Genomic DNA, 23707 nt, shown 5'->3' with positions numbered 1-23707 from the left:
TCGTAAAATTGGCCACCGGAAGTCCGGTGGCCCAGTCAGTTTTAGATTAAGTTTCTTAACTCCCGGATTGCCACTGATACCATTGCTAGTGTCAGTTCAGTTTCCGCTTTAATTTCGTTAAAGGTCACCTGATAGTGCTTGATATTATCACCGTTCAGCTCGTGCCAATGTTCTAGGCGCGCACCAAGGTCATTAATATCAGTACTAGACTGGATAACTTCTTGAGTTAGTGTTCTTAAGCTATTGTCGATTTCGTCACCTAGTCCAGATTTAGCCTTACGCTGCCAAACATCATCAGTATTCAGGTTATGAACACTGTTACGTAGCCAATGTAGGTCTAAGTTCATTTCTAGGGCAAAATAAGTTTGTGCTACATCAATCACTTCTTTCTGCGTATTTGCAGCAACACGGATAATGTCTAGTCCGTAGAAGTGGTACTGAAGGCCAGCCACTTGCTGTGCAATTACTTCAGGAATGCCTTGTGCAGTTAAATCGCTTACTACGCTTTGCAAGTGATCTTGGCTTGTTTGCGTCAAGATAGAATCAATTTGCTGGCGAATAATTTCAACACCTGGACGATAAGTGTCAGTTAGCTTCTGAATCGAAAGTTCTTCACGTGTGTTACGTAGTAACCAAAGCGTTGCTTTTTCAAGTAAGGCTTGAACACTGATTAGAAGTTTAGATTGCAGTGCGTTATCAATCTTAAAGTCCAGCTCATTGATCGCATCCCAAAGTGCTGGGATAGAGAAAATATTCTCTGCGGCCATGTAAGCTCGTACTAGGTTTAGCGCAGAAGCACTTGTTTCTTCCTGTACATAAGTACTGAAAGTTGGGCCCATACGGTTACCAATGTTATTAGTAACATGACCTGCAACAATTTCCTGTGCTAGCGGGTGGCTTGCCATGTGCTCGCCAAAACGCTCTGTCAGTGGTTTCGGGAAGTAAGCGTGGATTTCTTTTACCAAATCCGCATCTTCACCAATACCATCATCAACCAATTGCTCAGATAGCTTGATTTTAGAGTAAGCCAAAAGAACAGAAATCTCAGGGCGAGTTAGGCCTTGGCCTTGGTTCATGCGTTTCTTAATCTTAGAAACACTTGGCAAGAACTCGATTTCTCTATTTAGGCGACCTTCACGTACTAATGACATCATTAGACGTTGGTGGTCAGCAACTCTTTCTACCGCTTGAGAGTTAGCAAGTGACAGTACATGGCTTTGACCTTGGTTATGGTGCAGAACAAGTGCGCCAACCTCATCTGTCATTTCAGCCAGTAGCTTATTACGTTGCTTCTCTGTCATATCGCCATCTTCGACAATACGGTTAAGCAAGATCTTAATATTTACTTCGTGGTCAGAGCTATCAACACCTGCTGAGTTATCAATAGCGTCAGTGCTCATTAGACCGCCGCTTTGTGCAAACTCGATACGGCCAAGTTGAGTAAGACCTAAGTTACCGCCTTCACCTACAACGCGACAGCGTAGCTCGTTACCGTTTACACGTAATGCGTTGTTACCGCTATCGCCTACTTCTGCATGCGTTTCGTTTTCAGACTTAACATAAGTACCGATACCACCGTTCCAAAGTAGGTCTACTTTAGATTTCAGGATGGCAGAGATTAAGTCCATAGGTGCCATGGCTTTAACATTGCCTTCGATGCTTAGGGCTTTACGTATGTCTGCATTCAATGGGATTGATTTAGCAGAACGGTTGAAGATACCACCGCCTTTAGAAATCAATTCCTTGTTGTAATCTTCCCAAGAAGAACGAGGCAAGTTGAACATGCGCTGACGCTCTACAAAAGAAGTTGCAGAATCTGGTGTCGGGTCAATGAAGATATGCATATGGTTAAAGGCCGCAACTAGGCGAATGTGCTTAGATAGCAACATACCATTACCAAATACGTCACCAGCCATGTCACCGATACCAACAACAGTAAAGTCAGTGTTTTGGCAATCTAGACCTGTTTCTTGGAACTGACGTTTAACCGACTCCCAAGCACCGCGAGCTGTGATACCCATTTTCTTATGGTCGTAACCATTAGAACCACCTGATGCAAATGCATCGCCTAACCAGAAACCGTATTTCTCAGAAATGCTGTTTGCAAGGTCAGAGAAGGTCGCTGTACCTTTATCGGCTGCAACAACCAGGTACGGGTCATCTTCGTCAAAGCGCTGTACAGATGTTGGTGGAACAATTTGGTTTTGTACCAAGTTATCTGTGATATCTAGAAGACCACTGATGAAAGTGGTGTAACAGCGAATAACTTCAGCTTGTACTTCATCACGTGAAGCAAACTTCTTAAGTTGCTTAGCAACGAAACCACCTTTCGCACCTGCTGGTACGATAACGGCGTTTTTAACCATTTGTGCTTTTACTAGGCCTAGTACTTCGGTACGGAAGTCTTCCATACGGTCAGACCAACGTAAACCACCACGAGCAACTTTACCGCCGCGCATGTGGACACCTTCAACCCAAGGTGCGTAGACAAAGATCTCAAACTTAGGACGAGGTAATGGAACCGCTGGAATTTGATTTGGATCCAGTTTGAAGGATACATAATCTTTAATCGCGCCATTTTCGTCTGCTTGGTAGAAGTTAGTACGCAACATAGCGTGAATAACAGACAAGAAGTGCTTCAAGATTCTGTCTTCATCTAGGTTAGCTACTTGATCTAGTGCTTCTTCAATCTTCTCTTGAAGCTTCTCGCACTTAGCGTCACGGTTAGCATCTAGCGCTGGATTGAACTTCTGCTCGAACAATTGAACCAGAAGACGAGCAATACTAGAGTTTTTCTCAAGAGTCTGTTGCATATAAGACAGAGAGAAAGGTACTTGTAATTGAATCAAGTACTTAGTGATTGCACGTAGCATGGTAACTTGACGCCAAGTTAGAGAGGCTTCAAGTACAAGTGCGTTGAATCTATCATTTTCAACACGACGCTTAATAATCTGGTTAAAAGCATCCTGGAAAGCTTCACGTTGTGCTTTTTGTTCTAGGTTGATGTTTTCATCAACAGAGATGGCAAACTCAACGACCCAAGTATTGGTTTCTTGTTGATCTAGTTCGTATGGTCTCGCTTCTAATACACGAAGACCCATGCATTCCAAGATAGGCAATACATCAGAAAGAACAAGAGAAGTACCCGTACCGTATACTTTAAAGAAATGAGCGCCTTTTCTCTGACCGACCTGACGATACAGGTGAGTGGCAATTGCGCCTTCCTCTGTCAAAGTATCTAGGCGTTCAATATCAAGTACTGCTGTGTTGTGAGAAAAGTCTTCACGGTATGCGGCTGGCAAGTGCGGAGCATACTTATGGAACAGCTGGTTACCTGCTTCTTCACCATGGTATGTATGAAGTGCATCAAGTAATTTGTCATCCCATGAACTCATCGCGTCTTGCATCTTGCGCTGAATTTCATTTTCAATCACAAGGTCAAGGTCGTTATCTTTCGTGGTTTGAATCGTGAAGTTAACACGAGCCAATACCATTTGAGAGAACTGTACGTTGAACTCTGCGCTAGTACCGTCACAAGATTCCATTAGGATTTCTTGCAGCTTGTATCTTAGCTCTGTGTTGTATCTATCACGTGGAACGTAAACGATGGCATTGATAAAGCGGCCGTAAAGATCTTTACGTAAGAACAGGCGTAACTGACGACGCTCTTGAATTGCCAAGATATCAAGGATAGTTTCTTTCAGTTCTTCTGCAGATGCTTGTAGCATCTCATCACGTGGATAGCTGTTAAGAATGTGCTTAAGGTTTTTACCTTTGTGGCTATCAGGGTGAAGCTCAGTACTCTTCACAATTTTCTCTAGCTTCTTACTGAGTAGCGGAATATCTTGCAAACGAGCAACATAGGCAGCAGAAGAATAAAGACCAAAGAAACGCCATTCACCAATGACTTCACCTTTAGCATTGAAGCGTTTGATGCCTAGGTAATCTAAGTGAGCTGGACGGTGAACTGTCGAAAGTGCAGTAGACTTAGTTAGAACCAGAAGGTTGGTGTTGTTTACGGCAAGCTTAGTAAGCTTCTCGTTAAGAACGATATGCTTCTTCGATTTTTCTTTTTTATTTTCGCGGAAAGTACCTAAACCTGAGTTAGGCACTAAACTTAAATGTGCTGCGTCACCTTTAACTTCAAGGTCGTAAGAGCGAAAACCAATAAAAGTGAAGTGGTTGTTGGCAATCCAACGTAAGAAATCAATATTTTCTTTGTGCTCAGGGTCGTTTTTCAAATGTTTAACTTTTGTCGACTCTGCAATGATTTCTTTCATGCGATCTTGCATGGCTGGCCAATCATCAACTGTGTTTTTTACATCAGCTAAGGTATTTAGCAAGGCAGAAGCAGTGGCTTCAAATGTGCTTGAGTCAGATTGACGGTCAATTTCAAAACGCATCAAAGATTCGTTATTAGCGCTTTCTGACTTTTCAAGTAGGCCTGTGACTTCACCGCTTTTGTTACGAGCTAGGTTTAACAAAGGATGTGAAGTTTTGTGAATAGTATGGCCAAGACGCGCAATAGCCATATTCAAAGATGAAACTAAGAATGGCATGTCATCAGTTAGGATTTCAATAACTGTATGGGTTGAGTGCCAGCTATGCTCTTCGTAATTTGGGTTGTAAACACGAATTGTAGGAGTGTTCGATTTTCGTTGTTTTATAAAATCCCAAAGGCAAAGAATGGTGCCATATAAATTTTCAATTGGCTCACTGACCATATCTTCAGTGAGGGAATCCTGAAAGTATAATTGTGCGAGATGAACAAGGTTTTCAGCTTCTTTGGCTGAATGATTTTCCTTTAGTTCTAGTTTGACTCGATTAATTAACTCTGTCTTTTGGTTATGCGTCATTTGGAACTCATCCTCGAGAGTGGTGTTCTTTTAATGCTAATTGTAGTTATAAGAATGAAAAAGCGTTGTTTCAGGACTATTATCGATTATTAATAAAACTTTCCTCCTTCGAAAGGTGTTAAATTTCAGATTAGCGACATTTTGTTCTTGAATTGGGACAAGGATAGTAAATAAGGCTTGAACCCTATTCAAAAACCCTTTGTTATCCATTCTATCGGAAATAAAACACTAATAAACGCACTTATCACAGGATAATAATTTGTACGAGCGCGGTTTTGCATCAAGAGAACTCATGCAGGCAAGTGGCAAGCCTCAAAAGTATGGTTTTTTATTACTACCACACTTTTCAATGCTCGCCTTTTCTTCGGCTATTGAGACCCTACATATGGCTAATTGGATTAGTGGTAAAGATCTTTATCGCTTCTGTACAATCAGTGCCGATCAGGGGCCATCTCGCGACAAAACCACAGGACAAAATTTATCTGACGCAAAATGCAAAGAGGTTGTTTCGAGTGTAGGTGCGGTGACAGTTGCAGATTATGTTTTATCTGATGCACCATCTGATCTTGATGCTGTGTTTATTTGTGGTGCATCTCCAGCCATGCCAGAAGAAAATTTAATGTTAGAGGCTTGGCTAAAACGTCTTTCCAAACGTAAAATAGCGCTTGGTGGTATTTGTACAGGGAGTTATTTACTCGCACAGGCTGGCCTTCTAGATGGCTATCGAGCGACAATTCATTGGTGGAGCATCACCAACCTAAGAGAAACCTTCCCTAATACCATAGTATCAAATCACCTTTTTGAAGTTGATAGAGATAGGTTTACCTGTAGTGGCGGTACCGCCTCTATGGATATGATGTTATTTCTCATAGGCAAACAACATGGAATGAAACTTGCTGGTAGCATTTCTGAGCAGTTTGTTTGTGAGCGCATAAGAACTAATGAAGATCCGCAACGTATTCCATTGCAAATTCGACTGGGTACCAGTCAGCCCAAATTGGTTGAGGCTGTGCAGTTGATGGAGGCTAATATTCAAGAGCCCTTATCGCCAGATGACATTGCTTTTCACGTGGGTGTTTCAAGAAGGCATTTAGAAAGGCTCTTTAAAAATAACTTGAATAACGTACCATCGCGATATTATTTAGAATTGAGATTAAATCACGCCAAACAGTTACTCACCCAAACAGATAAACCAATTGTGCAAGTGGGAACTGAATGTGGTTTTTCATCTGCTCCTCATTTCAGTACAACGTACAAGGGGTTTTTTGACTTAACGCCAAGAGAAGAGCGTAAGCAATCTGTACCTACAGAGCGTGTAAATGAGTCGGTTGACAGGAAAAAGCGCCAATTATGGCAAAAAAAGTTTTGAAATCTGGCCCGAATAGATGATCATGGCGCAAATATTTCAAATTAGAAAAAAGATATATAACTAATAACTATAAATACAAGAAACTTGATACGAGTCTCTTAAGAATAATAACTCATTCGAGAAAAGGGTATAACACATGTCAAAAGTCCCAGCGCTAGAGCTGAATGATATTCATAAAACCTTTGGCGATGCCGAAGTCTTAAAAGGTATTTCATTAAAGGCCTATGATGGCGACGTTATTTCAATTTTGGGCTCTAGTGGATCCGGCAAAAGTACCTTTTTGCGCTGTATCAACCTATTGGAAAACCCAACTAAGGGCGAAATTCTTTTCAATGGTGAAAAACTTGGCTTAGAGCATGGTAAGGGACCAGATCTGTATCCTACAGATATGGGTCAGCTTACTCGTATGAGACAGCAGGTCGGTTTCGTGTTTCAAAGCTTTAATCTTTGGCCTCACATGACAATTTTAGAAAATGTGATGGAAGGGCCTCTAAATGTCCTTAAGCGACCGAAAAAAGAAGTGCTCGAATATTGCGAGCACCTGTTAAACAAAGTCGGCATCGCTGACAAGAAACATATGTATCCAAGTCAGTTGTCAGGTGGCCAGCAGCAACGTGTTGCGATTGCTCGTACCTTGGCAATGGACCCTCAGGTTATTTTGTTTGATGAGCCAACATCAGCGCTTGACCCTGAGTTAGTGGGAGAGGTTTTGGGTGTTATGCGTGGTTTGGCTGATGAAGGCCGCACCATGTTAATTGTGACGCACGAAATGAACTTTGCGAAAGAGGTATCTAGTGAAGTGGTGTTCTTACACCAAGGTCTAGTTGAAGAAAAAGGGACGCCACAAAAAGTATTTGAAGCGCCAGAATCAGAACGTTGTAAGGCGTTTATTTCAAGTACTTTTTAAATTTCAACAGACATACAAATTTGAAGAAGTTATTTCTTTAGAGTTTGATAAAATAAAATAATTACAATCATTAAAAGGGTTAAATCATGAAACTTAAAAAACTTGCTCTAGGCTCAGCACTAGTATTAGGTGCTGCTCTTACTTCTGTATCAAGTGTTGCTGCCGATAAAGTTCGCCTTGCGACAGAAGGTGCTTGGGCGCCATTTAACTTCATTGATTCAGCTGGTAAACCACAGGGTTTTGACGTTGATGTTGCTTGGGCACTTTGTGCAAAAATGAAAGCAGATTGTGAAGTAGTTACTCAGGATTGGGATGGTCTTATTCCTGGTCTTAAAGTACGTAAATTCGATGCTATCATCGCTTCTATGTCCATTACAGAAGAGCGTTTGAAAGTGGTTGATTTCACTAATAAATACTACTCTGGTGGCCTGCGCTTCCTAGGTCTTAAAGGTGAAGCGTTTAATGTTGCAGATCTTAAAGGTAAAGTAATCGGTGCACAGCGTGCAACACTAGGTGCTCAGTACCTAGAAGACAACTTTGCTGATCTAGCTACTTTGAAATTCTACGATAACCAAGACAATGTTTATCTTGACCTTGTTGCTGGTCGTCTAGATGTTGTTTTATCTGATGAGCTACCTACTTTTGATTGGTTGAAAACATCAGGTAACGGCGATAAGTTTGAATTTAAGGGTGATGCATTCTTAAAAGAAGACAATATCGCGATTGCTGTACGTAAAGGCGATAAGCTGAAAGACAAGCTAAACAAAGCTTTGGATGAAATTTTAGCTGATGGTACTTACCAGAAAATCAACGCTAAATACTTCCCGTTCTCTATCTATTAATTTATCCGTTTAACGTATAAATAAGATGGTGTTAGAAGGCTCGAACCTAGGAGTTTGAGCCTTCGTTTCCTTGTACATCTCGAATATTCAGAGATCGACCTGAGAACAAAATATGATTGATCTATCCGGATTCGGAAACCAGTTACTCATTGGTGCAGCTGTTACTGTTGAATTGTCGCTAGCCTCACTCGCAGTTGGACTAGTATTGGGCTTACTTGGAGCGTCTGCAAAACTGTCTTCAGTCAAGACATTACAGTGGATTGCGAATGGTTATACCACCATTATTCGTGGTATTCCTGAACTGCTAACTGTCCTCATTATTTATTTTGGCGCCACCACTGTGCTTATGGCTGTAGCGGGTTTATTTGGCTACGATGAATACATAGAAATTGGTCCTTTTGCGGCAGGTGTTACCGCTTTAGGTTTAACCTTTGGTGCTTATGCTACTGAAGTGTTTCGTGGGGCCTTACAGTCTATTCCTAAGGGGCAAAATGAAGCGGCTGTTGCTTTAGGAATGGGGCGAGTTCGTACCTTCTATCGTATTATTTTACCGCAAGTTTGGCGTATGGCTTTACCTGGCCTTGGTAACTTGTTTTTAGTCTTGCTAAAAGATACGGCATTAGTATCTGTCGTTGGACTTGATGACATTATGCGTAAGGCAAACATAGCGGTGAGCAGTACCAAAGAGCCATTTTTATTCTATTCAGCTGCGGCTGTTCTCTATCTAGGCCTGACCATAGTTTCTATGGGAGTTGTCTATTTCTTAGAAAAACGCGCGAATCGCGGTATAAAGAGGGCTTAAGATGGATTTCTCAGTAGTTGTTGAGTACTTTCCAAAATTAATGCAGGGAACCTGGGTTAGTCTGCAGTTAATTGCTTTATCAGTGGTGTTAGGCGGTATATTCGCTTTGCCTATTGCTTTGGCTAGAATCTCTAAAAATCCACTTGTTAGTGGTTTGCCATTTGCCTATATTTTCTTCTTTCGAGGAACGCCTTTATTAGTGCAAATATTCTTGGTCTATTACGGCGCTTCACAGTTTGAAGTGGTTCGAGAAAGCTTCTTGTGGCCTATTTTAAGAGAACCTTTCTGGTGTGCCATTATTGCATTTACCCTTAATACTTCAGCTTATACAGCCGAAATATTTCGTGGTGCAATTCAAGCCATTCCAGTGGGTGAGGTTGAAGCCTGTAAAGTTGTCGGTATGACTAAGGTGCAAATGTATCGTCGTATCTTGCTGCCAAGAGCTTTCGGTATTGTTTTGCCTGCTTACGGTAACGAGATCATTCTGATGCTTAAAGGTAGTGCGCTAGCAAGTACCATTACTATTCTCGATTTAACGGGAATGGCGCGAACTATCATAGCGAGAACCTATACGCCGATTGAGATTTTCTTGGCTGCTGGTGTGATTTATTTGGCAATCAGTATGGTAGTAATCGCGATTTTCAAACAAGTTGAAAAACGTCAGAACCGCTATTTAGGGCCAAATCCAGTGAAGTTACCAGACGATGTCTGATATACGACACTAATTAATAACATTCTGTTATGTTTTAAAAAGGGCTTTAGATTAATCTAAAGCCCTTTTTTATGTTAAGAAAAGTGCACTTAGCTTGATAATTAGATAAAAGGGAACCAGTATTAATAAAGCAAAGACAATAACTTAGGAAGAGTAAGGAGGACGATCATGCAGTATGAAGATCGTGTTGATGCGCTAGTAGCACCTAAAGGCGCATTGGAAATGTTATCTCAAGATGAAATTGCTCGTATATCCGAAGATTCGAGCCAACTCCATGAGCTATTTCGTCGTTGTTCTTTAGCCATACTAAATTGTGGTAGTGACTCTGATGACCCTCAGGCGGTATTAGAGGAGTTTCATGACTTTCAAATTTCAATTGTTCAGCAAGAACGTGGTGTAAAACTACAGTTGCTCAATGCTCCAAGTAGCGCGTTTGTTGATGGTAAAATGATACAAAGCGTTCGTGAAATGCTCTTTTGTGTTTTAAGAGACATTATTTTTACTCACCATGAATATGATCTTGAGAGCTCCCTTGAGAATGCCTCATCGGATAAGATCACCAATACAGTATTTAACCTACTACGTAATGCTAACGTTTTTAGGCGTTCCCCTGAGCCAGATCTGATTGTTTGTTGGGGTGGTCACTCAATTGCACGTCATGAGTATGATTACACTAAAGTTGTTGGGCACGAGCTGGGCTTAAGAGAGCTTAATATCTGTACTGGCTGTGGACCAGGTGCTATGAAAGGGCCAATGAAAGGTGCGGCCATAGCGCATACTAAACAGCGTTTAACGGATGGTGTTTATTTAGGTTTAACTGAGCCGGGTATTATTGCGGCTGAATCGCCTAATCCTATTGTGAATCAGTTGGTGATTCTGCCTGATATTGAAAAACGTCTTGAAGCCTTTGTGCGAGCTGGGCACGGTATTATTGTGTTTCCAGGTGGTGCAGGTACCGCTGAAGAAATTCTATACTTATTAGGTATTTTATTGCACCCAAATAATAAAGAAGTTCCTTTCCCGTTAGTGTTTACTGGACCAAAAGAAAGCGCGGCTTATTTTGAGCAAATAGATGAATTTATCGGCACTGTTTTAGGTAAGGAAGCGCAGGATAAATATCAAATCATTATTGATGATCCTGTTGCTGTAGCCCGTACCATGAAAGAGCAGATGGAAGATGTAAGAGGTTTTCGTAAGAAGCATCATGATGCTTTTTATTATAATTGGAAACTGTTTATACCTGAGGCATTCCAGCATCCATTTGAACCAACACATGAAAAGGTAGCAGCGTTGAATTTGCACTTTGATCAGGAGTTGCATGATTTAGCTGCAAATTTACGACGAGCTTTCTCTTCAATTGTGGCGGGTAATGTTAAGGCGCAAGGTGTGGCATACATTAAGGCTCATGGGCCGTTTGAAATTCATGGCGATAAGGCTTTGCTGGCTAAATTGGATGCTTTACTTAAAGCCTTTGTTGAGCAGCAACGTATGAAACTACCAGGCACAGAATATATCCCTTGTTATAAAGTCATTACTTAAAATGTAAAATGAGATAAAGAAAAGGCCCCAAGTTTATCCTTGGGGCCTTTTTACTTGGCGTTAATTTTTAACCCACTAAAGCGATTAAAAAACAGACCAGCCAATTTTTTGCGATAGGGTTTCTAGTACTGCCATGCCTGCTAAGGAGTTTCCTGCTTTATTTAGTTCTGGTGACCAAACACAGACAGAAAATTGGTCAGGTACTATGGCCACTATGCCGCCACCGACACCGCTTTTTCCTGGTAAACCAACACGATAAGCAAAATTGCCAGCTTCATCATAAAGTCCGCTTGTTGCCATCAGGGCGTTGACTTGTTTAGTTTCTTGCTCAGTCAGAACTTGCTCACCACTGTGGCGGCAATAACCCTTGTTAGCTAAGAAGCTAAATGCCTTAGCAAGGTCAACGCAACTCATGCGTATGGCACAATTACTAAAATAGCTTCTGAGTACTTCTTCCACATCATTATCAAAGTTGTCGAATGATTTCATAAGATAAGCCATAGCAGCATTGCGAGAGCGGAATTCATACTCCGAATTAGCGACCTTATGATCGGATTGAACTTCTTGGTTACCAGATAGACGGCGTACAAAGGTTTTCATAGCGTAATGGGGAGATACAAAGCGAGATTGGTTCATATCACTTACAACGAGTGCGCCAGCATTGATGAAAGGGTTTCTTGGAACGCCTGATTCGTATTCAAGCTGCACTAGAGAGTTGAAAGGTTGACCAGAAGGTTCGCGTCCAACTTTATTCCACATGTCTTGGCCATAATGCTTCATGGCTAGGGTGAGGCTAAATACTTTAGAGATGCTTTGGATTGAAAAGTTTGTGTGTGCGTCGCCAATGGTGAATAGCTCACCTTTGTTACTGTAAATGGCAATACCAAACTGCTCAGCAGGTACTTTGGCGAGAGCGGGGATGTAATCCGCTACTTTACCTTGCCCTATTAGTGGCAAAGCAAGAGATTGAATTTCTTTTAGTATTTGGTCCATACCTTGTCTCTATAATGCTGTCGAAGTGCGCCAGCATTATAGATGAGCAAGGGTTGAGAATAAATTGCTTCTTTTAGCTCTTTTTTTCAGACTTTATGTGTTTGATATGATCGACAATGATTTGCCCTGATATGGTAGCTGTCGATGGAATCTCGGGTAGGGCATCTATTTCAAACCAGTCTGCCTCATCAATTTCACCTGGGGCAGGTGTGATCTCTCCTGAATCATATTCAGCTAAGAAACCTGTCATTAATTGGTGAGGAAAAGACCAAGGTTGACTAGAGTGATAAGTGACATTCTTAACCCTGATGCCAACCTCTTCTTCTACTTCGCGAGCAACCGCTTGTTCTAGCGTTTCTCCAGCCTCAACAAAACCTGCAATATTGGAATAACGACCAGGTGGAGACATCATGCCACGAGCTAATAAAATACTATCGCCCTTCCTTATGGATACTATGATGCAGGGGGATATTCTAGGATAGCTTCTGTGATTGCACTTAGGGCAAATCTTGGTGTGCTCTCTATCATGTTTGTTTTTTAATGGGGTGCTGCAGCGTGAGCAGTATTGGTGGTCTTTGTCCCAGGTGGCGAGTTGTCTAGCACGGCTAATAAGTAGATAGCCAGCTTCGTCCTGATTAAATAGTAGCTCTCTTAGATCTATTTCTAAAAAGCCTTTTGGTACCTTAGTTAAAAGGCAGACAAACAGATCTTGCTGTTGCCATTGGCCACAATATACAGCGTTAGTGCTAGCATCGGGTTGGAAGTCGTAAAGGGTGTGTTGGTACTTTTCTTGGCCTGCTTCGTGTTCGGATTGGCTAATGAGTACATTGCCTTTGTGGAGTAATAAAAAAATAGCGTCTTGGTGTGGGCTAGGGTGAGTCTGGGTGCCTATCTCTAACATTAAATCTTCCTTAGCGTGCAGTATTCGAAACGATTGAGGCGGGTATAGCCTCAATCTTTCTTGCTCAAACTACTGCCAGTCTAAGATTATTTTTCCTGACTTACCAGATGCCATTGCATCAAAGCCAGCCTGAAAATCTTGGATCTTATAGTGATGGGTAATGATGGGGCTAATATCCAATCCTGATTGCAGCATGGCTACCATCTTATACCAGGTTTCAAACATTTCTCGGCCATAAATGCCTTTGATATTAAGGCCTTTGAAAATGACCTGGTTCCAGTCAATGACAGTATCTTTGCTTGGAATACCTAGCATGGCGATATTGCCGCCATGATTGAGAACTTCAAGCATGCCGTTAAGAGCCTGTCCGTTACCAGACATTTCTAAGCCGACATCAAATCCCTCTGTCATACCTAAATCTAACATGACATCACTAAGGGCTTCTTTGCTGACATTGACGGTGCGAGTAGCGCCTAACTCTTTGGCAAGCGATAGTCTGTAGTCATTGACATCTGTAATCACCACATTGCGAGCACCTACATGACGGCAGATTGCTGCTGCCATTGCGCCAATTGGTCCTGCACCTGTGATAAGAACATCTTCACCGACGAGATCAAAAGACAAGGCTGTGTGCACAGCGTTGCCAAAAGGGTCTAGGATTGATGCCATATCATCAGAGACTCCATCCGGAATTTTAAAAGCATTACTAGCAGGAATAACCAGATACTCAGCAAAAGCGCCAGTGCGATTAACGCCGACGCCTACCGTTTCACGACAAAGATGGCGACGGCCTGCGCGACAATTTCGACAATGGCCACAGGTAATATGCCCCTCACCTGAAACTCTATCGCCAATATTAAAACCGGATACTTCAGGGCCAATTTCTGCGATTTCACCCACAAACTCATGGCCAACTGTCATAGGTACAGGGATGGTGCTTTGAGCCCAATCATCCCAGTGATAAATGTGCATATCTGTACCACAAATTGCCGTTTTTTTGATTTTAATGAGGACATCATTGTGCCCACATTGTGGCTTTTCTGACTCAGTCATCCAAATGCCAGGCTTATTTTGTGTTTTGGCTAAGGTTTTCATCTTTATTTTTATCCTAAAATTTTGAGTTCTCGGCCAACTTGCTCAAAAGCATCTATGGCAATATCTAGCTCTGCTATTGTCATTTTAGCAGACATCTGAGTACGGATTCTGGCTTGCTCCATAGGGACCACAGGGTAAGAGAAGCCAGTAACATAGACACCACGTTTAAACATTTCAGCAGCCATATCTTGAGCCAACTTAGCATCCCCAAGCATGATTGGGATAATAGGGTGATCACCGGGTGTTAGCGTGAAGCCGATTTCTGTCATACGTTTGCGGAAGTGTTGGCTATTAGCAGCAAGTTGCTGTCGAGCTTGACCACTTTTCTCGATCGTTTCCAGAATATGTAAACTGGTTGCGACAATCACAGGTGCAAGTGAGTTGGAGAATAAATAAGGACGAGAGCGCTGACGTAACCAAGTGACAATATCTTTAGAGGCACTAGTGTAACCACCAGAGGCCCCACCTAGTGCTTTACCTAGGGTGCCAGTGATGATGTCGACGCGGCCCATGACGTCACAGTATTCATGGCTGCCTTTTCCGTTCTCCCCTAAGAAACCTACCGCATGAGAGTCGTCTACCATAACTAGGGCTTCATATTTGTCAGCAAGGTCACATACAGCTTTTAAATTGGCGATTATGCCATCCATAGAGAAAACGCCATCAGTGACGATTAGCTTGGTTTTGACACCGGCTTGATCTGCACTTATTAATTGTTGCTCTAGGTCTGCCATATCATTGTTCTTGTAGCGATAGCGCTTTGCTTTACAAAGTCGAACGCCATCGATAATGCTGGCGTGATTTAACGCATCGCTAATTACCGCATCTTCTGCTGTTAGTAAGGTCTCAAATAAACCACCGTTAGCATCAAAACATGAAGAGTAGAGTATGGTGTCTTCCATACCTAAAAAGTTACTAAGTTTATTCTCAAGTGTTTTGTGAATGTCTTGAGTGCCGCAAATAAAGCGCACAGACGCCATGCCATAACCATGCTCGTCTAATGCTTTGTGCGCTGCTGTGATTACACTCTCATCACTGGCAAGGCCAAGATAATTGTTAGCACATAGGTTAATAAGTGGCTGTTTTTCTTGTCCTAGAATTTGGCTAGCCTGAGGTGACATTAACATTCGCTCTTCTTTATAGAGGCCTTGTTTTTTAAGTTGCTCTAATTGATTGGCTAAGTTTGAGAAAAAGTCCTGTTTTTTCATCGTGTGTCTCCTCATCTATTGAAAGTATTTAATTAGTGTAAGCTGCTTTATCCGCTTCAAACAGATGCAGTGACATAGCAAAATGGGCATAACAGTTGAGGGTTGAATGGCAAGATTATTAAGCGGGCTCACTATTAAGGTTTTAAGTGGATAGATAGCAAGACTGGTGAAACTCTGCACAGTTACGTAGTATGTGGCCCAAGTTATATTAAGGTGTCTTTATTATGAAAAAATCAATTTCTCTCGCTTTATCCTCTCTAGCAATAGGCTTGGGTTCTGGTGGGCTTGCTGCTCAAGATCACTTACCTATCCTGCAATATCATCATGTGGGAGAAAAGACACCGTTTTCGACTTCAGTGACACCGGCTCAGTTCCAAGAGCATATGGATTATCTTGATGATGCAGGTTTTCAAGTGATCGATTTAGCTAAAGCTCTGTCAGATATTAAGCAAGGTATCGCGTTGCCAGAAAAATCAGTGGCTATTACCTTTGATGATGCTTATTTAAATATTTACCAATCAGGGTTCCCTATATTAAAAGAGAAGGGCTTTCCTTTTACTATCTTTATTAATACCCAGCCTGTTAGACAAAAAAATAAGAACTTCTTGAGTTGGGATAATATGCGAGAAATGCAGCGTTCAGGTGCAAGTTTTGCTAACCATACCGACAGCCATCCTTATATGTTGCGTCTAGTGAAAAAAGAAACCCCTGAAGAATGGCAAAAAAGGATGCGTAAAGAAATTGATTATGTGGAATCTAGGTTGATCGCAGAGTTGGGTGAAAGTCCGAATATGTTAGCTTATCCCTATGGTGAGTCTAATGCTTGGTTAAGACAGTATTTGAAGCAAATTGACATGATTGGTTTTGGCCAGCAGTCAGGCGTTGTAAATAAAGATTCTGACTTTTCAAACTTACCGAGATTTCCTGCATCAGGTGCTTATGCCAAGCTGGGTGGTTTGAAGACTAAATTAGCATCTTTGCCTATGCCACTAGTCTCATTCCAAAATGGTGGCGACTTTGCGGGTAAAGAAGCTGTTTCGCTTGATTTAGAATTTAAGGCAGGTAAATACCGTCTTAAAGAATTGGCTTGTTATGTTTCTGGGCAAGGGCAGGCTAAATTGGAATGGTCATCAGCAACAAAAGTAAAGGTTGTTGCAGAACAAGCGTTTAAATATGGTCGAGGCCGTATCAATTGCACCATGCCAAGTACAAAAAGTGGTCAATATCACTGGTTTTCTAACGTTTGGATACGTGCAAAGGCAAAACAGGGCTATTTAAACTAAATAATTCACTTTTTTTTAAAAAAACAGTTGCATGAGCGTTTGAAATCCGTAATATACACCTCGCTCCACAACGGAGGGGTGGCAGAGCGGTTTAATGCACCAGTCTTGAAAACTGGCGTAGGTTAATAGCCTACCGAGAGTTCGAATCTCTCCTCCTCCGCCATTTATCTCCTTGAGATAAATTGTTGTGAAGCAAGATAAATTATTAGTTCCTCGATAGCTCAGTTGGTAGAGCAAATGACTGTTAATCATTGGGTCACTGGTTCGAGTCCAGTTCGAGGAGCCATTCGGAGTATAGCGCAGTCTGGTAGCGCGCCTGCTTTGGGAGCAGGATGTCGGGGGTTCGAATCCCTCTACTCCGACCATTAATTTATCGTCATCACCTTGTAATGGTGGGCGTAGCTCAGTTGGTAGAGCTCCGGATTGTGATTCCGGCGGTCGTGGGTTCAAGCCCCATCGTCCACCCCATTACAGATGATAGTTGGGTCGTTAGCTCAGTTGGTAGAGCAGTTGACTTTTAATCAATTGGTCACTGGTTCGAATCCAGTACGACCCACCAACTATCTCATTTAGAAATGCGCAACAAAATCAGTTAGCTACATTTCATCCAGAATTCGGTAATTCCTCGATAGCTCAGTTGGTAGAGCAAATGACTGTTAATCATTGGGTCACTGGTTCGAGTCCAGTTCGAGGAGCCATTCGGAGTATAGCGCAGTCTGGTAGCGCGCCTGCTTTGGGAGCAGGATGTCGGGGGTTCGAATCCCTCTACTCCGACCATTAATTTATCGTCATCACCTTGTAATGGTGGGCGTAGCTCAGTTGGTAGAGCTCCGGATTGTGATTCCGGCGGTCGTGGGTTCAAGCCCCATCGTCCACCCCATTACAGATGATAGTTGGGTCGTTAGCTCAGTTGGTAGAGCAGTTGACTTTTAATCAATTGGTCACTGGTTCGAATCCAGTACGACCCACCAACTATCTCATTTAGAAATGCGCAACAAAATCAGTTAGCTACATTTCATCCAGAATTCGGTAATTCCTCGATAGCTCAGTTGGTAGAGCAAATGACTGTTAATCATTGGGTCACTGGTTCGAGTCCAGTTCGAGGAGCCATTCGGAGTATAGCGCAGTCTGGTAGCGCGCCTGCTTTGGGAGCAGGATGTCGGGGGTTCGAATCCCTCTACTCCGACCATCGAATTCCAAAAAATAATTTTTGAGCGGGTCGTTAGCTCAGTTGGTAGAGCAGTTGACTTTTAATCAATTGGTCACTGGTTCGAATCCAGTACGACCCACCACTTACTTATTATAATTTCTTTCTTGATAGCCTCTTACTTTCCTGTATTTTTAGAATTCCTAATTCCTAATTCCTAATTCCTAATTCCTAATTCCTAATTCCTAATTCCTAATTCCTAATTCCTAATTCCTAATTCCTAATTCCTAATTCCTAATTCCTAATTCCTAATTCCTAATTCCTAATTCCTAATTCCTAATTCCTAATTCCTAATTCCTAATTCCTAATTCCTAATTCCTAATTCCTAATTCCTAAAGTGCTGAGTCTGAAATCTGGCTTGTGCTGTTGTGTGCAATTCTTTAGAGGATTTAATGTGTTTTTGAGTGTGTTAGTTTGAGTTTTGTTTGTGGTTTTTTCTTGGGTTTGTTGTTGGTTTTTATCGAGGTAAAGAGGGGTGAAATTGCTTGAGATAAGTTTTGTGTACTTTGATAGGGTGGTTTTGTTCTTGATATTTTTGAGTGTATTCTAAGGTGTTTTGTTTGCTAAGGAATTAGCTGAGATATTAAAGCAATGCTTTAAAAAAGAGAAATGGTGGAGGGAGGTGGATTCGAACCACCGAAACTTTCGTGGCAGATTTACAGTCTGCTCCCTTTGGCCACTCGGGAACCCCTCCACAAGTGCGGAGTGAATAATATAGATCCACACCAGCCTTGTAAACAAAAAAAACAACTATTTTTAAAATTTATTACCGGTCAGTTTTGCAAGCTTGAGTTTCATGCGTTCTTCTGAGCTAAGGTCTTGATATTCATCATTATCATTGGCTGTTTTTGATGAGGTATTAGGTGTTTTTGTTGGCTCATTTTGAATTTTTTGAGCTTGGTTATTCTTGCCCTTGTTTGGCTTGATTGGTTGTCCATCTAAGCCTATTCGATCTGACGTCTTTTTCAGGCATTTTTTGTATCGGTTTGAGCGAGTGTAGGCTGCTAGGGCGCGTTTTAGTTTGCTTCTAGTCAACTCCTCATCCAGAGTGATGTCTTGATCTATGCCTATTTTTAGAGGTTTTGGGTTACTCCAGTTAAATGCTTTTGGATAGCGACTCTCTAACAATTTTACTAGACGTAGGTTGTTTTTCTGATTTTTATTACGTTGTTGGTTGTTTGTGTTGGAAGATCTGTCTGCATCGGCATCGGCATCGGCATCGGCATCGGCATCGGCATCGGCATCGGCAAATAGATCGTGAATCAGGTTTTTGCTGCCTAAGTCGAAGCTGAGCTGTTCTTCATTGTCTAGTGTTGGTTTGCTTTGGTTTGGTTCAGAAAGGTCAAGTGAGTCTGCAATGTAAAGCTGAAGTTGGTCAGCAGCAGGAAGTCCTTCCATGCTTGTGATAAGCGGGTCAACAGCGGATGTCTGTTGTGGCTCTTGCGCTAGCTGAGAGCGTAATTGACTAATCTCTTGTTTGGCTGAGTTTAGTTGATTAACAAGGGAGCTAATTTTTTGCTCTAGTTGCGTGATTAGTTGATCCATACATGAAAGCCTGATTATTGCAAAGGGGGCAAGGGAGTTGCCTTAACTCCCGTTAAACCATACATCTGTTTTAGTTGTTCTGGTGTTGGCTCGACTATTTCTATCGTCGGGTTGTTTTGTATCTGTATATAAAGATAAAAACCAAGACAGCTAAGAGTTAGAAATATTAGTTTTTTCATCTAAAAGCTAAGTGCTAAACCAAATGTAACGTGATCGCCATAAGTGCCACCTGATCCTGTGTAGGCTCTTAGGTAAATATCTAGGCGAGTATTATCAGAAGGGAGTAAACGAACACCAACTTCAGGATAAAGGCTGGTATCACCTAAAAGCATTATGCCTGCACCGCCATAGGCATAAACAGGTGCGCCATCAAACATGACAATTGCGCCTTGGCTATATGCACGGGCGCCGGCGTTTAGTGATAAATCGAAACTATCTCTCATGACCAGACTTAAGCCGCCGTAAAAAGAGAAATTGGTTGGTGTCACCATCTCTTGGCCAACATTAATAATAATATTTGTGTCTGAATTGCTTGGACCAGTAATGCGTGACTCGTAGGCAACAAGGTTAGACATGGTGCCTGCTTGATCGGCGCCACCCTCTGCTGCGCCAAAAGGGGTGGCCGCTGGGTCTTGTGTATAAAAGCCGTCTATAGGTTGGGCGTAAGGTTGTAACTGTATTGGCTGGCCTTGAATTGGTTGCGTTAAAGGCTGCATGTTTTGAGGGTTGGTATCAACAATTGGGTTGTTAATGCCTGGAATCTCTTCTGTACTTTCTTCTTGAAGTACTTCATCACCGGTAAATACTATTCCTTCAGCTTGGGCCGAAAAGGCTGCGAATACTAATGCGCTAGTAATTAGGTATTTAATCATTCTGTGCCGTCCAACTGATTGAGGTTATTTAGCATTTTGTTGATAGAAGTTTCCCAGCTGTTTTGCTGTTCTTGATGGCTATAAACTTTTTGCTCTAGTTCGTTATTATCTTCGCTTAGTTGGGTGTTTTGAGCTTCTAATTGTGCAATTTTTTGGCGTAATACGCTGATTTCATCTACCGCTTGGTTAATGCGTTGCTCAAGATGATGTAGTAATTCGTTGTTCATGTTTTTTCCCTTGCGAATTTTTTAATGGTTGTAGGTTTGATTGTATTGATTTACCAAGCAATAACAACGTCTTGCTGCTGAACATTTAGTATTCGAGCGTCAATATTGAGCTCACCAATGGAAAAGTTCGGTTGAACTTGTTTTATGGTGATATTGATGTTGGCGTTATTTAGCTGGGTGAGTGGGTTTTGTAGTTGATTGAATACTTCGTAGCGGCGATAAATGCCAAATGTATCGTTCAACTTTACGCCTGCTATAGAGCCTGCGTTTATATGAACCCTATTTCCTTCAGTGCGAAAAATATTTGCCATAAATGGCTGGCAGCGAAGTCGAGAGCTGGTATCTAGTGCAGCTTGCCACAGGACTTGTTGTGCTATTTTTCCAAAATTTGTATTTTTAAATCTAGGGCTGCCATAACCTGTGCGTATCGATTTATCTAAATCCCATTCGCCAGTTTCAAAGTAGCTTTGCTCAAAAAGCAGGGCGCCACTAAAGCCATCATATAGATATAGGTCGATAGCTAGGTTGCGAAGGCCGCTGGTTTTGTTTTCTTCGTGCTTGAAGTTCTTGAAGACATTGGCTTTATTTGGTTCAAGTTCGTTAACTGGGCCTATGTCTCTAATGACGCCCGTGACAACATATTGTACTCCTAAGTCTTCGCCAATGCGGGCGACATCAGTTAGAGAGCCATCTGGGTTGGTGGAGGTAGGAGCATTTATAAGGTCTGGGTAAATTTGTATGTTGGTGGCTGCTAAAGCATGCAAGAAGCCTTGTTTGTTTATTTCGTTTACGAGATCTCTTGGCATGAGTCTAGGGACGTTGTGAATCGAACCTAGATTAGCTTGTTGTGGTGTTTGTAAAGCAAAGCTGGTGACACCAACAGACTTTCTGTAAAGGTTTGTCGCGCCATTACTACATATGTGTTCAGGGGTGACTTCAGCTGCAACAACAACGGTGAGTATGTCATTTTTGCGCTCTTCTTTAATAATGTTTGTGCTTTGGGTGATCCCCGTTCCTCGCACAGAACTTGCTGACTCAACTTCTCCATTGGTGAGAGTGTCTTCGCTAATGACCCTAGCGTTTGCTTGTAAGACGGCTTGTTTTAATGCTTGCTCAGTTGCTCTGTACCTGGCATCCGCTAAATCTTCGTTGTAGATGATGGCTTGCCCAGTTGCTTCAATCATTTGTGAGGAAGCAAGCTGGGAGTAGATCAAAAAGCTGGTCGCAATAATCTTTTTAAACATGGAGTGGACTACTCAACAGAATAAAAGTTGGTCGTCGTTGATCTCACTTGAGGGCTGGTTTGGCTTTGATATTGGCTAATGCCATTATTCAAATTGCTATAGCCCATTTGACATGCAGGGTTGCTGGAAATGGTTGCTGGGTTTTGAACACATTGCTGGAAGTTTTCTTGTAGTGCCATTTCTACAATGGTTTCAAAGCTGCCATCTTCTAGTTCTCTTTGGGAAACAACTTTGGCACCCATTAGGTAGGCATCAACAAAGGTTTGTAATTCATCGTGAGCTGTCATCATGCTTCTTAGGGAACTTGAGCCTCTTAATTTAAGGCCGTAAACACGTTCAGATAAGTTTCGGTAAGCATCGACTTTTGAGCCGCGTAAAGTCAGTAATCTGATTTGTGGGCGAGATAACTTTTTACTCACCATAGGCGCGGCATAGCCTGTTGCACTAATTACAATTGGCTGCGGCGCTTGTTGTACTACAATTTGCTGTGGTACTTGTGCTGATGCAAAACCACTATTTGAATATGTTGGTTGAGCAAAGTTATTTGTTGCAGCGGGTGATGGGTTGCTGGCATTACATGGAGCTATGCCTGAACATGAGCCAGCGCTCGATACTCGACAGCCTGCCAAGATAACACAGGTACCGATTAATGCCGCATAGAGCAGACTAGATCTCATTCTCTTCTCCTAATTAGTGCTTTTAATCTGAGTGACCTTAATTTTTGTTAGCCACAACACTTAATGTTTAAATTTGTTTTTACCCTAATGCATTAATTATGCCTAATTAATTTTAAATGGTGAACTCTTGATACTGCTTGTCTTACAGGTGCTTCTGCTGTGTGTCAGTATGTATGAAAGAGTATTACTTTTTTGCTGGCTTGAATTTTTGTAGGTGCTCTTTCATAATGCTGTATAAATATACAGTTAAATGGTGTTTCTATGCGTAAAATTATACATATAGATGCAGACTGCTTCTTTGCTGCGGTGGAAATGCGTGATGACCCGGCACTTAGAGAGGTTCCTTTGGCAATAGGCGGACAAGCAAATGCCAGAGGGGTGATAGCCACAGCAAATTATGCGGCAAGGGAATATGGTGTTCGTTCTGCTATGTCTTCCGCTAAGGCGGTAAGTTTATGTCCCAATTTAGTTTTGATAAGAGGCAATATGGAAAAATATCGCCTCGCATCGCGGCAGATGCATGCCATCTTTCGGGATTACACTTTGAAAATTGAGCCACTGTCTTTAGATGAAGCGTATCTAGATGTGACAGATTGCAACCACTGTTATGGTAGTGCCACCTTAATTGCGGAAGAAATTCGTCAGCGAATATATGAAACAGTAGGGATAACTGTGTCGGCAGGCATTGCTGTAAATAAGTTTTTGGCAAAAGTGGCTAGTGATTGGAATAAGCCTAATGGCCAGTTTGTTGTTGAGCCAAGTAAGCAGGAGGACTTTGTTCGTTCAATCCCAGTAAAGTGTATCCATGGAGTGGGTCGGGTGACCCAAGAAAAATTGTCAAAACTAAAAGTAGAAACTTGTGATGATCTACAAAAAGTAGATTACCTTTTGTTGTCTCAGCAGTTTGGTAGCTGGGCATATCGTTTGCAGCAACTTTCTTATGGCATTGATGAAAGGCCAGTTAAAAGCCACTCTGTGCGTAAAAGCATTTCAGTGGAAACAACCTTTGCTGAGGATTTAAAAGGCGTTGCTGCTTGTGAGGCTAAATTGCCAGACTTATTGCTTGAATTGGCGCGGCGAATAAAAAACAAAAAAGGGATAGCACAATTTGCTAAGTATTATCTAAAACTTAAATTCTCTGATTTTCAGCAAACGACAATTGAAACTGCTTATGTTGCAGGTGACGAGCTTGCTTTTTTTACTGACCTTTTAGTGGAGGCTTATGCAAGGCGTCAGATGCCAGTAAGGTTGATCGGCGTGGGGTATAGATTAAAAGCGGTTTCAGAAAGGCAGTTGACCTTGTTTTAGTTTTAAATATCAGTGTCTATTCTAACTGAGCTTGTCTCAAAAAACTGGGAAAAAAGAAGAGAGCGTCTATAGTTTATCAAGGATGATACGAACACACCCTGAAGTTCATTTGTCTTAATC

Annotated in this window: 18 protein-coding genes and 13 tRNA genes; 20 read left to right on the top strand and 11 right to left on the bottom strand. The window is 41.9% G+C overall.

All coding sequences use genetic code 11. The features are described 5' to 3' along the window. Nucleotides 1–41: 41 nt before the first annotated feature. Nucleotides 42–4856: an NAD-glutamate dehydrogenase gene (locus tag OA91_RS08800; RefSeq protein WP_063337932.1), complete on the bottom strand. Its 4815-nt coding sequence runs from the start codon at nt 4854–4856 to the stop codon at nt 42–44. Nucleotides 4857–5148: 292 nt separating this feature from the next. Here OA91_RS08800 and OA91_RS08795 point away from each other — a divergent pair, with 292 nt between their 5' ends. The 6 genes from OA91_RS08795 (at nt 5149) to ppnN (ending at nt 11027) form a co-directional block, all read left to right on the top strand. Then, nucleotides 5149–6225: a GlxA family transcriptional regulator gene (locus tag OA91_RS08795; protein WP_063337931.1), complete on the top strand. Its 1077-nt coding sequence runs from the start codon at nt 5149–5151 to the stop codon at nt 6223–6225. A gap of 136 nt (nt 6226–6361) precedes the next feature. Next, a complete protein-coding gene (locus OA91_RS08790) occupies nt 6362–7132 on the top strand; it encodes an ABC transporter ATP-binding protein (protein WP_046015852.1) in 771 nt (256 codons plus the stop codon). Between the two features lie 86 nt (nt 7133–7218). Beyond that, nucleotides 7219–7974: a transporter substrate-binding domain-containing protein gene (locus OA91_RS08785; protein WP_046015853.1), complete on the top strand. Its 756-nt coding sequence runs from the start codon at nt 7219–7221 to the stop codon at nt 7972–7974. A 112-nt stretch (nt 7975–8086) separates the two neighbouring features. Beyond that, a complete protein-coding gene (locus OA91_RS08780) occupies nt 8087–8776 on the top strand; it encodes an ABC transporter permease (RefSeq protein ID WP_063337930.1) in 690 nt (229 codons plus the stop codon). Nucleotide 8777: 1 nt separating this feature from the next. After that, complete coding sequence (locus OA91_RS08775; protein ID WP_046015855.1) at nt 8778–9488, top strand: ABC transporter permease; 711 nt, start codon at nt 8778–8780, stop codon at nt 9486–9488. A gap of 168 nt (nt 9489–9656) precedes the next feature. After that, nucleotides 9657–11027 (top strand): nucleotide 5'-monophosphate nucleosidase PpnN, encoded by a 1371-nt coding sequence (gene ppnN / locus OA91_RS08770; RefSeq protein ID WP_046015856.1) that lies wholly within the window; start codon nt 9657–9659, stop codon nt 11025–11027. An 84-nt stretch (nt 11028–11111) separates the two neighbouring features. Here the strand turns inward: ppnN and glsB are convergent, their stop codons facing one another. The 4 genes from glsB to OA91_RS08750 all read right to left on the bottom strand — a co-directional run bounded on the left by glsB (nt 11112) and on the right by OA91_RS08750 (nt 15224). Next, a complete protein-coding gene (gene glsB / locus OA91_RS08765; protein ID WP_046015857.1) occupies nt 11112–12020 on the bottom strand; it encodes a glutaminase B in 909 nt (302 codons plus the stop codon). Nucleotides 12021–12093: 73 nt separating this feature from the next. Further along, nucleotides 12094–12921: an NAD(+) diphosphatase gene (gene nudC, locus OA91_RS08760; protein ID WP_063337929.1), complete on the bottom strand. Its 828-nt coding sequence runs from the start codon at nt 12919–12921 to the stop codon at nt 12094–12096. 69 nt (nt 12922–12990) lie between these two features. After that, nucleotides 12991–14016: an L-threonine 3-dehydrogenase gene (gene tdh / locus OA91_RS08755; protein WP_197477779.1), complete on the bottom strand. Its 1026-nt coding sequence runs from the start codon at nt 14014–14016 to the stop codon at nt 12991–12993. Nucleotides 14017–14024: 8 nt separating this feature from the next. Further along, a complete protein-coding gene (locus OA91_RS08750; protein ID WP_063337928.1) occupies nt 14025–15224 on the bottom strand; it encodes a glycine C-acetyltransferase in 1200 nt (399 codons plus the stop codon). A 224-nt stretch (nt 15225–15448) separates the two neighbouring features. On the opposite strand from OA91_RS08750, the gene OA91_RS08745 reads away from it, so the two are divergent. The 13 genes from OA91_RS08745 (at nt 15449) to OA91_RS08685 (ending at nt 17799) form a co-directional block, all read left to right on the top strand. Then, nucleotides 15449–16507: a polysaccharide deacetylase family protein gene (locus OA91_RS08745; RefSeq protein WP_063337927.1), complete on the top strand. Its 1059-nt coding sequence runs from the start codon at nt 15449–15451 to the stop codon at nt 16505–16507. A gap of 72 nt (nt 16508–16579) precedes the next feature. Further along, nucleotides 16580–16670 (top strand) — tRNA-Ser (locus OA91_RS08740). A gap of 47 nt (nt 16671–16717) precedes the next feature. Further along, nucleotides 16718–16793, top strand: a tRNA-Asn gene (locus OA91_RS08735). A gap of 2 nt (nt 16794–16795) precedes the next feature. Next, nucleotides 16796–16872: transfer RNA gene (locus OA91_RS08730), tRNA-Pro, on the top strand. 27 nt (nt 16873–16899) lie between these two features. Beyond that, a tRNA-His gene (locus OA91_RS08725) sits at nt 16900–16975 on the top strand. 15 nt (nt 16976–16990) lie between these two features. Further along, a tRNA-Lys gene (locus tag OA91_RS08720) sits at nt 16991–17066 on the top strand. A 63-nt stretch (nt 17067–17129) separates the two neighbouring features. Next, nucleotides 17130–17205 (top strand) — tRNA-Asn (locus tag OA91_RS08715). A gap of 2 nt (nt 17206–17207) precedes the next feature. After that, nucleotides 17208–17284, top strand: a tRNA-Pro gene (locus OA91_RS08710). 27 nt (nt 17285–17311) lie between these two features. Further along, a tRNA-His gene (locus OA91_RS08705) sits at nt 17312–17387 on the top strand. Between the two features lie 15 nt (nt 17388–17402). Further along, nucleotides 17403–17478: transfer RNA gene (locus tag OA91_RS08700), tRNA-Lys, on the top strand. 63 nt (nt 17479–17541) lie between these two features. After that, nucleotides 17542–17617, top strand: a tRNA-Asn gene (locus OA91_RS08695). Between the two features lie 2 nt (nt 17618–17619). Beyond that, a tRNA-Pro gene (locus tag OA91_RS08690) sits at nt 17620–17696 on the top strand. A 27-nt stretch (nt 17697–17723) separates the two neighbouring features. Then, nucleotides 17724–17799, top strand: a tRNA-Lys gene (locus OA91_RS08685). Between the two features lie 525 nt (nt 17800–18324). Here OA91_RS08685 and OA91_RS08680 read toward each other — a convergent pair. From OA91_RS08680 to OA91_RS08655, 6 genes are all read right to left on the bottom strand, one after another. Further along, nucleotides 18325–18408, bottom strand: a tRNA-Tyr gene (locus tag OA91_RS08680). 62 nt (nt 18409–18470) lie between these two features. Then, on the bottom strand, nt 18471–19259 hold the full coding sequence (locus OA91_RS08675) for a ProQ/FINO family protein (RefSeq protein ID WP_063337926.1): 789 nt from the start codon (nt 19257–19259) through the stop codon (nt 18471–18473). Nucleotides 19260–19438: 179 nt separating this feature from the next. After that, nucleotides 19439–20131 carry a hypothetical protein gene (locus OA91_RS08670; RefSeq protein WP_063337925.1) on the bottom strand — a complete coding sequence of 231 codons (693 nt, stop codon included), beginning with the start codon at nt 20129–20131 and terminating at the stop codon, nt 19439–19441. Next, entirely contained in the window at nt 20128–20358 is a 231-nt protein-coding gene (locus OA91_RS08665) for a cell division protein ZapB (protein WP_046017819.1), read from the bottom strand. The genes OA91_RS08670 and OA91_RS08665 overlap by 4 nt, the downstream gene beginning before the upstream one ends. A gap of 50 nt (nt 20359–20408) precedes the next feature. Continuing rightward, nucleotides 20409–21602: a flagella assembly protein FlgT gene (locus OA91_RS08660; protein ID WP_046017820.1), complete on the bottom strand. Its 1194-nt coding sequence runs from the start codon at nt 21600–21602 to the stop codon at nt 20409–20411. Between the two features lie 8 nt (nt 21603–21610). Continuing rightward, complete coding sequence (locus tag OA91_RS08655) at nt 21611–22279, bottom strand: LPP20 family lipoprotein (protein WP_046017821.1); 669 nt, start codon at nt 22277–22279, stop codon at nt 21611–21613. A 261-nt stretch (nt 22280–22540) separates the two neighbouring features. On the opposite strand from OA91_RS08655, the gene dinB reads away from it, so the two are divergent. Beyond that, nucleotides 22541–23587, top strand: a complete 1047-nt coding sequence (dinB, locus tag OA91_RS08650) for a DNA polymerase IV (RefSeq protein ID WP_046017822.1) — start codon at nt 22541–22543, stop codon at nt 23585–23587. Nucleotides 23588–23707: the final 120 nt, after the last annotated feature.

The sequence above is a fragment of the Marinomonas sp. SBI8L genome (assembly GCF_001624705.1).
Classification (GTDB): Bacteria; Pseudomonadota; Gammaproteobacteria; order Pseudomonadales; family Marinomonadaceae; genus Marinomonas.
This window is presented reverse-complemented; position numbering and strand designations above follow the sequence as displayed.

Excerpts from the sequence above, each read along its gene's own strand:
- OA91_RS08665 (WP_046017819.1), bottom strand. The coding sequence starts at position 20,358 with ATGAACAACGAATTACTACATCATCTTGAGCAACGCATTAACCAAGCG.
- OA91_RS08670 (WP_063337925.1), bottom strand. The coding sequence starts at position 20,131 with ATGATTAAATACCTAATTACTAGCGCATTAGTATTCGCAGCCTTTTCG.
- OA91_RS08745 (WP_063337927.1), top strand. The coding sequence starts at position 15,449 with ATGAAAAAATCAATTTCTCTCGCTTTATCCTCTCTAGCAATAGGCTTG.
- OA91_RS08780 (WP_063337930.1), top strand. The coding sequence starts at position 8,087 with ATGATTGATCTATCCGGATTCGGAAACCAGTTACTCATTGGTGCAGCT.
- tdh (WP_197477779.1), bottom strand. The coding sequence starts at position 14,016 with ATGAAAACCTTAGCCAAAACACAAAATAAGCCTGGCATTTGGATGACT.
- OA91_RS08655 (WP_046017821.1), bottom strand. The coding sequence starts at position 22,279 with ATGAGATCTAGTCTGCTCTATGCGGCATTAATCGGTACCTGTGTTATC.
- OA91_RS08675 (WP_063337926.1), bottom strand. The coding sequence starts at position 19,259 with ATGGATCAACTAATCACGCAACTAGAGCAAAAAATTAGCTCCCTTGTT.
- OA91_RS08785 (WP_046015853.1), top strand. The coding sequence starts at position 7,219 with ATGAAACTTAAAAAACTTGCTCTAGGCTCAGCACTAGTATTAGGTGCT.
- ppnN (WP_046015856.1), top strand. The coding sequence starts at position 9,657 with ATGCAGTATGAAGATCGTGTTGATGCGCTAGTAGCACCTAAAGGCGCA.
- OA91_RS08660 (WP_046017820.1), bottom strand. The coding sequence starts at position 21,602 with ATGTTTAAAAAGATTATTGCGACCAGCTTTTTGATCTACTCCCAGCTT.
- OA91_RS08775 (WP_046015855.1), top strand. The coding sequence starts at position 8,778 with ATGGATTTCTCAGTAGTTGTTGAGTACTTTCCAAAATTAATGCAGGGA.
- glsB (WP_046015857.1), bottom strand. The coding sequence starts at position 12,020 with ATGGACCAAATACTAAAAGAAATTCAATCTCTTGCTTTGCCACTAATA.
- OA91_RS08750 (WP_063337928.1), bottom strand. The coding sequence starts at position 15,224 with ATGAAAAAACAGGACTTTTTCTCAAACTTAGCCAATCAATTAGAGCAA.
- OA91_RS08795 (WP_063337931.1), top strand. The coding sequence starts at position 5,149 with ATGCAGGCAAGTGGCAAGCCTCAAAAGTATGGTTTTTTATTACTACCA.
- OA91_RS08800 (WP_063337932.1), bottom strand. The coding sequence starts at position 4,856 with ATGACGCATAACCAAAAGACAGAGTTAATTAATCGAGTCAAACTAGAA.
- dinB (WP_046017822.1), top strand. The coding sequence starts at position 22,541 with ATGCGTAAAATTATACATATAGATGCAGACTGCTTCTTTGCTGCGGTG.
- OA91_RS08790 (WP_046015852.1), top strand. The coding sequence starts at position 6,362 with ATGTCAAAAGTCCCAGCGCTAGAGCTGAATGATATTCATAAAACCTTT.
- nudC (WP_063337929.1), bottom strand. The coding sequence starts at position 12,921 with ATGTTAGAGATAGGCACCCAGACTCACCCTAGCCCACACCAAGACGCT.